Below are 10526 nucleotides of genomic sequence, written 5' to 3' on the forward strand. Positions count from 1 at the left end.
GGGATCACAGGGGCGGGTAGGCGTTGTCCAGGAGCTCCTGGAACTGCGCCGAGAACCAGTGCCCCGACAGGGGGGCGTCGGGCAGCGCGCCGGACATGTTGAAGTTGTTGCGCGGGTTCCCCTCGTAGGCGGGGTCGCACATCCCGTCGAAGCCCTTGCCCTCGTCGTTCGGGATCTCCTCGCTGGAGCCGTCCGACTCACCCGGAGGCTTGATCCACGCGTAGGCGTCGATGTTCGCCACGGGCGAGGCGGTGGGCCGCTCGCCGAGACCCGCGCCGGACTGGTTGCACCAGTTGCCGGTCTGGAAGCGGCCGTCGACGCGGCTGCCCTCGACATAGGCGTTCACGTCGGTCTGCGGGCCCGGCCCGGTGGGCCGGCCGGAGCCGCCCCAGCCGTTGCGCGAGGTGTCGATCAGCATGCCGATCTCGTCGTTGAAGCCCTGGCTGACCAGTTCCTCACGGAAGCCGAGCGCGAACGACTGGTTGTCGACGTAGCGGTTCCAGTCCACCCAGTCGGACTCGCGCACCGGCGTGCCGCCGACCGCGTCGTCGATGCTGTAGTACGGCTCCACGGACGGGCCGTAGTTGGCCGTGTTCACGATGAAGCCCGCGACGTCGTCCACGGAGGCCCCGCCGGTGGTGGCGGTCTCGTGGAAGAGCTCGGCCGAGGCGACCAGGTTGTCGTCCCAGCCGATCCAGCCGTAGTGACCGGCGTCGATGTAGTTGTAGACGTTGGGGATGGCCCCCAGCTGGTCGAGGGCGTAGGAGACGCCCTCCTGGTAGTTGCCGTTGGCCAGCATCTCGTCGCACTGCTCGGTGAACGTCTCGCGCGGGGAGACGTTGGTGATCAGGTTCGGCAGCGAGTCGATCTCGATGATCGTGACGATGCGCAGATCGGCGTAGGCCGGGTCGCCGAGGATGTCGGCGATCGGGTCGATGAACTCGTCCTTGTAGATGTCGATGTCGTCGGGGCCGAGCTCGCCGTTGGAGGCGAGGGCGGCGCAGTCACGGCCGGGGAGGTTGTAGACCACGACCTGGAAGACGAAGTTCTCGTGCTCCTCCGCCTGCACCAGGGCCTGGTCCAGGTGCTCCCGCAGGCCCGTCGAGTTCCCGGCGGAGCCGCCGGTGATGGCGGCCCTGCGGTCGAGCCAGACCGCGGTGGGCTCGTCGGCGATCGCGGAACCGCCCGGCTCGGCGGCCGCGTTGGCCGACCAGTCGGGGTTCACATAGACGCCGGCGTCCTCGTACGGGTTGTCCACGCGGTCGCCGGGCGGGTCACCCGGGTCGGGGCCCGGGCCGCCGTCGTCGCCGCAGGCGATGCCGTTGACGGAGAACGCCGTGGGCGCGGCGTTGGTGCCCGAGTAGGTGAAGTTGCCTCCGGTGGAGACGGAGGCGCCGGGGGCGATGGTGCCGTTCCAGCCGGTGTCCCGCACGGTGACGTTCCGCCCCGACTGGGACCAGGAGCCGTTCCAGCCCTGGGCGAGGCTCTGGTTGCCGGCGTAGGCGTAGGCGAGGGTCCAGCCGCTCGTGGCGGTGGAGCCCGTGTTGGTGATCGTGAGGTTCGCGGTGAAGCCGGAACCCCAGTCGTTGGCGGAGTAGCCGACCTCACAGGCGAAGTCGGCCGCCGCGGCGGTTCCCTGCATGAGGCCGCCGGTGCCCAGGGCGGTGGCGGCCAGGACCCCGGCCGACAGCAGGGCTCCGGCCCTGCGTCGGGGTGGGGGGGTGGTGCGGCTCATACGAGTCCTTTCGGTGGTTGCCGAGTTCGCACGCCCGGGGCGGCAGGCGCCGGTGCGACCGGGATCGACGCCCGTCCTGACGCCGAACTCGCTTGGAAGCGCTCCCACTGACTGAGGGGAAGGTAGCGCCAGATGTGACCGCCCGCCAGAGTTCTGTTCAAGAAATGTGTCGGTAAAGCGACCTGACACCGCAGTCAGGGCACGGAAATCACGGATTCGACACCGTGTGCGTCAAAGCTCTTGACGCGTACGCGACTTGGTCACATTCTTGGGAGCGCTCCCACTGACTCTTCACCGCGACCACCGGACGCACCCATTCCTCGTGTGAACGAGAGCCGCAAGGAGGGACCGCTGACATGCGGGTTCGCAGAAGAGCACCGGCCGGTACGCCACCCCCCGCCGAACGCAGACGCCGCCGCGCGGCCCGCAAGGGCCGCATCGCCACGGCGCTGGCGCTCGCGCTGCCCCTGACGCTGGTCGCGGGCATCAACGTCGAGGCGCGGGCCGCCGATCCGGCGTGCCAGGTCGAGTACAGCGCCAACGACTGGGGCTCGGGCTTCACCGCCGACGTCACCGTCACCAACGAGGGCACCGCCGCGATCGACGGCTGGACCCTGAGCTACGCCTACGCCGGCAACCAGCGCCTCGCCCAGGGCTGGAACGGCGTCTGGTCCCAGTCGGGGCAGAACGTCACTGTGCAGGACGCGGGCTGGAACGGCACCGTCGCGCCCGGCGCCTCCGTCTCCTCGGGTGCCAACTTCACCTACTCCGGCACCAACACCGCGCCCACCGTGTTCTCCGTCAACGGCTCGGTCTGCGGTGAGGAGCCCGTCGACGACCCGGCCGTCGTGGCGACCCCGTCCTCGCTGGCCCTCCAGCCCGGCGCCGGCGGCCAGTTCGGCGTGCGCCTGAACACCCAGCCCACCGGCAATGTGACGGTCACCGTCGCGCGCACCGCGGGCAACAGCGACGTCACCGTCACGGGCTCGCCCACCAGGACGTTCACGCCGTCGAACTGGAACATCACGCAGCAGGTGACGGTGGCCGCCGGAACCTCGGGGACCGGATCGGCGACGTTCACCGCCTCGGCGACCGGCCACGCGCCCGCCACCGTCAACGTCACGGTGCTCGGCGGCGGCGACTCGGCGTACGAGGCGCAGTTCCTTGAGCTCTACTCCACGATCAAGGACCCGGCGAGCGGCTACTTCTCCCCGGAGGGCGTTCCCTACCACTCCGTCGAGACGCTGCTGGTGGAGGCGCCCGACCACGGGCACGAGACGACCTCGGAGGCGTACTCGTACCTGATCTGGCTGGAGGCCCAGTACGGCCGGGTCACCGGCGACTGGGCTCCGTTCAACGACGCCTGGGCGGTGATGGAGGAGTGGATGATCCCCAGCGCCGACGAGCAGCCGACGAACAGCTTCTACGACCCCTCCTCGCCGGCCACCTACGCGCCGGAGTCCAACGACCCGGCGGACTACCCCTCCGAGCTGGACCCCGATGTCGGCGTCGGCCAGGACCCCCTCGCCGGCGAGCTGTCCTCCACCTATGGCACGGACGACATCTACGGCATGCACTGGCTCCAGGACGTGGACGACGTCTACGGCTACGGCGACGCCTGCGGCGGGACGGCGGGCGAGCCCACGTTCATCAACACCTACCAGCGTGGCCCGCAGGAGTCCGTGTTCGAGACGGTGCCGCACCCCTCGTGCGAGGACTTCACCTACGGCGGCGAGAACGGCTACCTCGACCTCTTCACCGGGGACGCGGAGTACGCCGAGCAGTGGCGTTACACCAACGCGCCGGACGCGGACGCCCGCGCCATCCAGGCCGCCTACTGGGCCAACGAGTGGGCCGCCGAGCAGGGCAACGAGGACCAGATCGCCGAGACGGTCGAGAAGGCCGCGATGATGGGCGACTACCTCCGGTACTCCATGTACGACAAGTACTTCAAGGAGATCGGGAACTGCGTCGGCGCCACGCAGTGCCCGGCGGCCTCGGGCAAGGACAGCGCGCACTACCTGCTCTCCTGGTACTACGCCTGGGGCGGGGCGCTGGACTCCTCGGCCGGCTGGTCCTGGCGGATCGGCTCCAGCTACGCGCACTTCGGCTACCAGAACCCGATGGCGGCCTACGCGCTGAGCAGCGACGCGGCCCTGGTGCCCGAGTCGCCGACCGCCGACGACGACTGGGAGACCAGCCTCCAGCGGCAGGTGGAGTTCTACCGGTGGCTCCAGTCCGACGAGGGCGCCATCGCGGGCGGCGCGACGAACAGCTGGGAGGGCCACTACGCCCAGCCGCCGTCGGGCACGCCCACGTTCTACGGCATGTTCTACGACGAGAAGCCCGTCTACCACGACCCGCCGTCGAACCAGTGGTTCGGGATGCAGGCCTGGTCCATGCAGCGGATGGCCGAGTACTACTACGCCTCCGGTGACGAGCAGGCCGGCGAGGTCCTCGACAAGTGGGTCGACTGGGTGCTGGACGAGGTCACCATCGGCACGGGCGGGGACTACCAGATCCCGTCCACGCTGGAGTGGAGCGGCGCCCCCGACACCTGGAACCCGGACAACCCGGGGGCCAACGCCAACCTGCATGTCGAGGTCGCCAATCGCACCCAGGACGTGGGCATCACGGGCTCGCTGGCCAACACCCTGTCCTACTACGCCGCCGCCAGCGGCGACACCGAGGCGCAGGAGACAGCGGCGGGCCTGCTGGACGGGCTCATGGCGAACTCCGACGACCTCGGGGTGTCGGTACCCGAGCCCAAGGACGCCTACGACCGGCTGGACGACGAGGTCCACATCCCCGCGGGCTACAGCGGCACCATGCCCAACGGCGATGTCATCGAGCCGGGCGCCACGTTCGACTCGATCCGCTCGTTCCTCCACGACGACCCGGCCTGGCCGGAGGTCGAGGAGTACCTCGACGGCGGCGACGTCCCGGTCTTCGAGTACCACCGCTTCTGGGCGCAGGCGGACATCGCCGTCGCCCTCGCCACCTACGCCAACCTCTTCGAGGCGTGAGAGCCCTGAGGGACGGACGAGTCCCCCGGGAGTAACGCCCCATCAGGCGGCAAGAGCGACATAACCGGTGCCCCGGAGCGCACGCCGCTCCGGGGCACCGCCATGCGAACTTGCGTACGACGCTATCGTGTGCCCAACCCCCACCGGTCCATCGCAACGAATCGGGGAGCCATGGACTACTGCACCACGTGCCGACGGCACTTGAATGGCGCACTGATATGCCCCGGATGCGGCGAGTTGACCGCTTGGTCCGCAGCCGATCGCGGCACCGAGGGCGGCAGGAGGCCGCCCCCGGACGACGGTGCCGAGCCGGGCGCGCTCGACGCCCCCGGCACGGGCACCGGAGACGGGAGGAGAGCCGCAGACGACCGTTCCGGCGGATCCGGCGGATCCGGCGGATCCGGCCGGGACGGCGGAGAGCCGCCGGACGAGGAGGTGGGCGACACCGGGCTGCTGCCGGTGGTGCCGCCACCGCCGCTCGACGTGCCGGACCACGAGACGGAGACGACGGGCCGCCCCAAGCGGCACGCCGCCACCCGCCGCACCGGGCGCCGTTACGCCATCGCGGCGCTGCTGGGCATCGTGGTGCTGGGCGTGGCGGTGGCCGAGGTCGGCGACGTCGTCATGCCGTCCAGCGAACCCTCGGGCTCCGAGCGCGACATCGAGGCGGGCGACTCGCCGTCCGCGGACGAGAGCGAAGCCACCGAGGACGGGACGGACGGACCGTCCGACAGCGCGTCACCGGACTCCGCCACGCCGTCCGACTCGCCCGCTGACACGGAGTCGGGCGATCCGTCCGAGAGCCCGTCGGAGGACGGCGAGGAGAGCGAGCCGCCGGTCGAGGAGGAGGGTTCGGTCGAGACCGGCCCCGGGTCCTCCACCCCGCCGCCGGACGACGACTCGTCGCCGCCGCCGCCCACGGGCAGCGAGCAGCCGGACCCGCCCTCGCCCACGCCTCCCGACGAGGAGGAAGAGGAGGAGGACGACTGCTTCCTCTTCATCTGCGTCTGATCCGTTCGCATCGGCGCACCAGCACGGTCCGAGGGTCCCGGTCGGCATCGACCGGGACCCTCGGCGCGTCCCGCGCGGGCGGCGCTTCCGTGCTGGCGGCGCTCCCGCTCAGCCGAGGAAGACCCGCCGCGACTGGTCCCGCCGCTGGTCGAACCACTCCTCGCCCTCCGTGGCCAGCGCGGCCAGGATGCGGAACCCGGCGGAGATCCCGGAGGTCTCCAGGGCCACCTCGCGCAACTGCCCGAGGTTGGCGGTCCCCGCCGCCAGGCGCTCGTGGTTCTCGACCTGCACCTCCAGGTTCTGCTGGTTGTTCAGCACCAGCAGCAGCACCTCCCGCAGGCCCGGCAGGCCGGCGCCGTCGAGGACGCCGACCGAGGACTTCTCCCCCGCGGCCCGCGCCCCGGTCGTCTGGAGCACGACCGAGCTGATGGAGTCGAAGCGGAAGACGAAGTCCTTGCGCCCCCGGTGCGTCGCCGAGGCGAAGTCCATCTCCCAGGTGCTGACCCACACGCCGCTGGTCGTCAGCACGAACAGCCGCAGCCCGTAACGGGAGTACCGCGGCGGCCCGTTGGGGACCTTGGCCCGCACGCAGCCGGGCGCGCCCTCCAGCACGAAGAAGGTGAACAGCACGCCCCGGTGCTCCATGCGGTGCTCACGGAGCACGTCCCGCAGCAGGGCCCGCTGGTCCAGGTCCAGCCAGCGGCCCAGCTCGTCGTCGCCGGGGCGGTGGGTCCTCAGGTGCTTGGACCACTCGGCGTGCCTGACCTGCTCCTCGGCGAACTCCTCACGTTCGGTGCCGAGCATCCGCAGCTCGGCGATCCGGCCGCTCACGCCCATGGCCACGAAGGCGGCGGCGGCCCACATCCCGGCGACCAGCAGCCCGCCGCCGGTCGACTCCCCCATCAGCGCCAGGACGGGGATCAGCAGCGCGGCCCCGGCGAGCAGGACACCGTTGCGCGTGCCCCGCCACCGGCTCCAGGGGTCGCCCGTGGGCGGCTTGATCCCGCCCTCCGCCCAGTCCAGCGCCACCTTCCGGGCCCGCAGCTGGATCAGCCAGTCGAGCCCCTCGGGCGGGCCCGCCTGCCAGTAGCGGACGGCGAGCGCGTCGGCCAGGTCCTCCTGAAGGTGCGCCGTCATCTGCTGCCAGCCCGCCTCGGTCATCGGCCCCGGCGGTCTGGCCTGCGCGAACCGGGGAGCGGCCAGCTCGACGAGCCGGGCGCGGAAGGCGTGGAACGGGCCGCCGGCCTGGCCGCCGGCCGGCCCCGGCCCGGCGCCGTGGGACGGCAGCCGCAGGCCGGGCAACGGCCGGGCGGGGCGCCGCTCCCGCAGCCAGACGGGCCGACGGGCCTGCCTGGCCCGCCGCCGCAGCTCGGCGGGGGCGCTCCTCAGCAGCAGCACCAGCGCGGGAACGGCCACCACCGCCGCGAGGAAGAACGCCGTGGCGCCGAGGCTCTCGCCGGACTCCTCCGCCGCCGTCGAGGTGTCGGCGAACGGATCGCTCGACAGGCCCCCGGTGGGGGCCGGATCCTCGCCCTGGTTCAGGAACACGATGGCCAGCACGAGACCCATCACGAAGATCGCGACCGCCCCGTACAGCAGCGCCGTCACCAGCTGCCGGTCGGCGGACCAGACCGATCTGGCCGGCTCCGGCAGCGGCTGGACGGGAAGCGGGTCGGGCGTGAAGAACAGCGGGATCCGCTCCTCGCGCGACCGCGCCATGCGGTGCGCGTCGATCTCGGCCGACTCCTCCGCGCCCAGGGCGTGCTGTTCGACCCGCTGGACGACATACCGCAGGTGGTCGCCGACCTCCGCGCGGCGCGCCTCGGGCAGCGCCCGCAGCCGCCCGGGGAAGCCGCCGCCCGATCGCTCGCCGCCCGATCCCTCGCCGCCCGGGGCGCCGGGCTCGATCGAGGCCCGCAGCAGGTCGGCGACGAGGTGCGCGGCCTCGGCGTACCCGCCGGAGTCCACCCGGGGGTCCGCGGGCCACGAGCCGTCGACCCGCTGGACGGCGGCGCGCAGGGCGTGCCAGTCCTCGTCGGTCAGGTCTTCGGGCGAGCGGCGGCTGACGATCACCAGCATCCAGGAGTAGTAGATCTCCCGGGACTCGTGCCCGCGCTGGATGGCCTGCCCGACCAGTTCCTCCGCCCGGCCGCGCATGCCCGCGGCCAGGCAGCGCATGCCCTCGCGGAAGAGGTCCTCGGGCGACGCCGCCGGATCCGTGACGTACTGGTTGATGTACTGGTCGCCGTGGAGCACGCCGATGCCGCCGTGGCTGATGCCACCGGTCAGCGCGCCGATGCCGGTGTTGCTGCCGATCGTGGGCATGCTCATCACGCACCTCTCAGGGTGTTGATCAGGTTCCGCACGGGCTCGGCGATGACGCCGATGCCCGTGACGAGCGCGCCGAGCTTGATCAGGGCGCGCACCAGCACGCCGCGCCCCTCCTCGTCCTCCGCGTCGGCGAACTCCTCCGCCGTCTCCAGCTCCCGCGACGCGTCCCGGTAGGTGCCCGCGTCGATGTCCCTGCGCTCCAGGGCCCCCTTCAACAGGGCGCGCAGCTCCTCCAGTTCACGTCGCAGCTCCGCGTTCCCCGCCGCGCCCGGCGCCACCGGGGCGCCGAAGGTCTGGTGCACCGGGCCCCGGGCCACGCCGATGCCGCCGCCGGTGATGTCGCCGTTCAGCTGCCCGATGCCGGAGTTGTCCTCGATGAGCAGCGCCGGAGCGGCCTCGGCGGCGGTCCGCTCCTCTCCCTCGGCCCCGGCGCGGCCCCGCGCGACGGCGCCGGGGGCGGGGACCCGGCCGACCGGGGGCGCGGCGTGTCCCGGCACCCGGATCCAGACGGTCTCGTTCTCGATCTCCTTCGCGTCGAACCGGACGGGCCGGTACTCGGTCGCGTCGATGCCCGGGTGGTCGTGGCTGATCACCTTGCGGTGCCACTCGTCCGAGACGGCGACCACCAGCTCGGCCGCCTCGACCGCCGTCAGCGCGTCCCGCAGCGGCTGGTGATCCACCATGCGGCAGGCGGTGTTGAGATCCGCCCCGACCCAGCCCTCCTCGTCCGCGCCGACCTCGCCCCCGTGCAGCGTCACCCGCAGCCGCAGCGTGCCCTCCGCACTGCTGGTCTTCGCGTGCGCCCGCAGCTGCTGGCGCAGCTGATCGACGAACGGCCCGGTCACGTCCTCCTTGGGCACGGTCCCGGGCAGCAGCCAGAACACGCCGTCCCCGCGGTCGACGGGCCGCGGCCCCGAGCGGTGATCGACGCCGGACGTCTCGAAGGCGGCGTCCAGGATCCGGCGCAACCGCTCCCGCAGCCAGGACTGGACCGGGTTCTGCCGTCGCCCGAACCCCTCGATGTCCACCACGACAATGGTGTAGTACTCGTATTTGACCGCCATGACGTTTCCTCACCCCTCATGCGCCGATGAACGGAACGGGCCGGCCCCCCGCGAGCTGCCCACCGGCCCGCCCGTGTGCACCAGGGATATCAACGCCGCGCCGGGCGCACAGCGTCAGATGACGCAGATCGCGCAGGCGCCGTACACGCCGGGCGCGAAGGCGCGTAATTCAGGCGCCACTCCAGCCGCGAAGGCCCTCCACATCGGTCACGAGGGTGTAGCCACGGCGGCGGACGATGAGCCCCTCGGACTCCAGCGTCGCGAACGCGCGGACCAGCGTCTCGCGCGAGGTGCCGGCGGCGCCCGCCAGTTCGCGCTGGCTGACATGGACCGCCACCCCGCCGGGCGGCTCCTCGTCGCGCACCCCGTGCCGCAGGGCCATCACGGCCAGGACGCGGGCGATGCGCACCACGGCCGGGTAGGCGCCGTGCTCGGCCCGCAGCCGGTCGGAGTCGCGCAGGCGCGCGGCGACGGAGCGGAGCACGGCCAGGGCGAGGGAGCCGTGTGCGGCCAGCAGGCGGCGGAACCGCTCGCCGGGCACGATCGATCCGGTCACCGTCTCCATCGCGGTGGCCGTGGCGGACCGCGGCCTGCCGTCCAGGCACGACAGCTCCCCCAGCAGCTCACCGGGGCCGCGCACGGCGAGCACGCTGGTGTAGCCGTTCTCCAGCTCGGTGGTGATCTTGACCAGGCCCGACTCGATCAGGACGATGTCCGTGGACGGCGCCCCTTCGGAGACCACGGCCTCCCCCCTGGCCCACTCCCGCCCGCGACCGGCGCCGTGGATCAGACTCAACTGTTCCGGTGTGAACGCGTCATGTCCCGCCACGGCGGCCCCTCCCTCGCGGGGTGGTCTCCCTGTGCAGGGTAGGGCCGTTACCGCTCGGTGGTTATCCCCTGATGGGGGGTTGGTGGGTGGGGCGGCTTCTACGCTTGGCCTAGGTGGCGCGGGCTTGCCCGGGTTTCCGTGTCGTTCGGATGCACGAAAAGAGGCACCTACGGGGGGAGGGTTCGTGGGTGTTCGCCGTCCCGGTGACCGGCCAGCTTGTGGGTGGATGAGGTGGGTGTCCGAACGGGCGCAGCGGATGACGGCCGTCTCGGGTCGGTCTGCTTGCTGTGGCTGGGGTGGCGCGCAGCTGCTGCCGCCTCTGTGTGCCCTTGTTGGGTATTCGCCGGGCCGGTGGGGGTCGTTGCCCAACCGGGCCGTGGTGGCGGTGCGCGGTCGTCTGCCCCATCGGGCATCTGGAGGTGGGGACTGTTCTGAAACGCGAAACACTTCGTTTTAAACAGAGTGTTGAAAACAAACCGTGCGCCGTTTGAAAACAGTCCCCGCCCTCCGATGCCCGATAGGGCAACGAA

6 protein-coding genes are annotated in these 10526 nt (G+C 71.8%); 2 read left to right on the forward strand and 4 right to left on the reverse strand.

The features are described 5' to 3' along the window. Positions 1–4 precede the first annotated feature (4 nt). Entirely contained in the window at positions 5–1735 is a 1731-nt protein-coding gene (locus tag ADY01_RS26770; protein ID WP_049578655.1) for a glycoside hydrolase family 6 protein, read from the reverse strand. A gap of 356 nt (positions 1736–2091) precedes the next feature. Here ADY01_RS26770 and ADY01_RS26775 point away from each other — a divergent pair, with 356 nt between their 5' ends. Next, positions 2092–4761 carry a glycoside hydrolase family 48 protein gene (locus tag ADY01_RS26775; RefSeq protein ID WP_049578657.1) on the forward strand — a complete coding sequence of 890 codons (2670 nt, stop codon included), beginning with the start codon at positions 2092–2094 and terminating at the stop codon, positions 4759–4761. 237 nt (positions 4762–4998) lie between these two features. Beyond that, a complete protein-coding gene (locus ADY01_RS26780; RefSeq protein WP_049578658.1) occupies positions 4999–5772 on the forward strand; it encodes a hypothetical protein in 774 nt (257 codons plus the stop codon). 108 nt (positions 5773–5880) lie between these two features. Here ADY01_RS26780 and ADY01_RS26785 read toward each other — a convergent pair whose 3' ends face one another. From ADY01_RS26785 to ADY01_RS26795, 3 genes are all read right to left on the reverse strand, one after another. Continuing rightward, positions 5881–8103, reverse strand: a complete 2223-nt coding sequence (locus ADY01_RS26785) for a hypothetical protein (RefSeq protein ID WP_049578660.1) — start codon at positions 8101–8103, stop codon at positions 5881–5883. Beyond that, positions 8103–9167 (reverse strand): hypothetical protein, encoded by a 1065-nt coding sequence (locus ADY01_RS26790; protein WP_049578662.1) that lies wholly within the window; start codon positions 9165–9167, stop codon positions 8103–8105. The genes ADY01_RS26785 and ADY01_RS26790 overlap by 1 nt, the downstream gene beginning before the upstream one ends. Before the next feature lie 169 nt (positions 9168–9336). Next, complete coding sequence (locus ADY01_RS26795) at positions 9337–9996, reverse strand: Crp/Fnr family transcriptional regulator (RefSeq protein ID WP_049578663.1); 660 nt, start codon at positions 9994–9996, stop codon at positions 9337–9339. Between the last annotated feature and the right edge of the window lie 530 nt (positions 9997–10526).

It is taken from the genome of Streptomyces sp. SBT349, assembly GCF_001083795.1.
Lineage (GTDB): Bacteria > Actinomycetota > Actinomycetes > Streptomycetales > Streptomycetaceae > Streptomyces.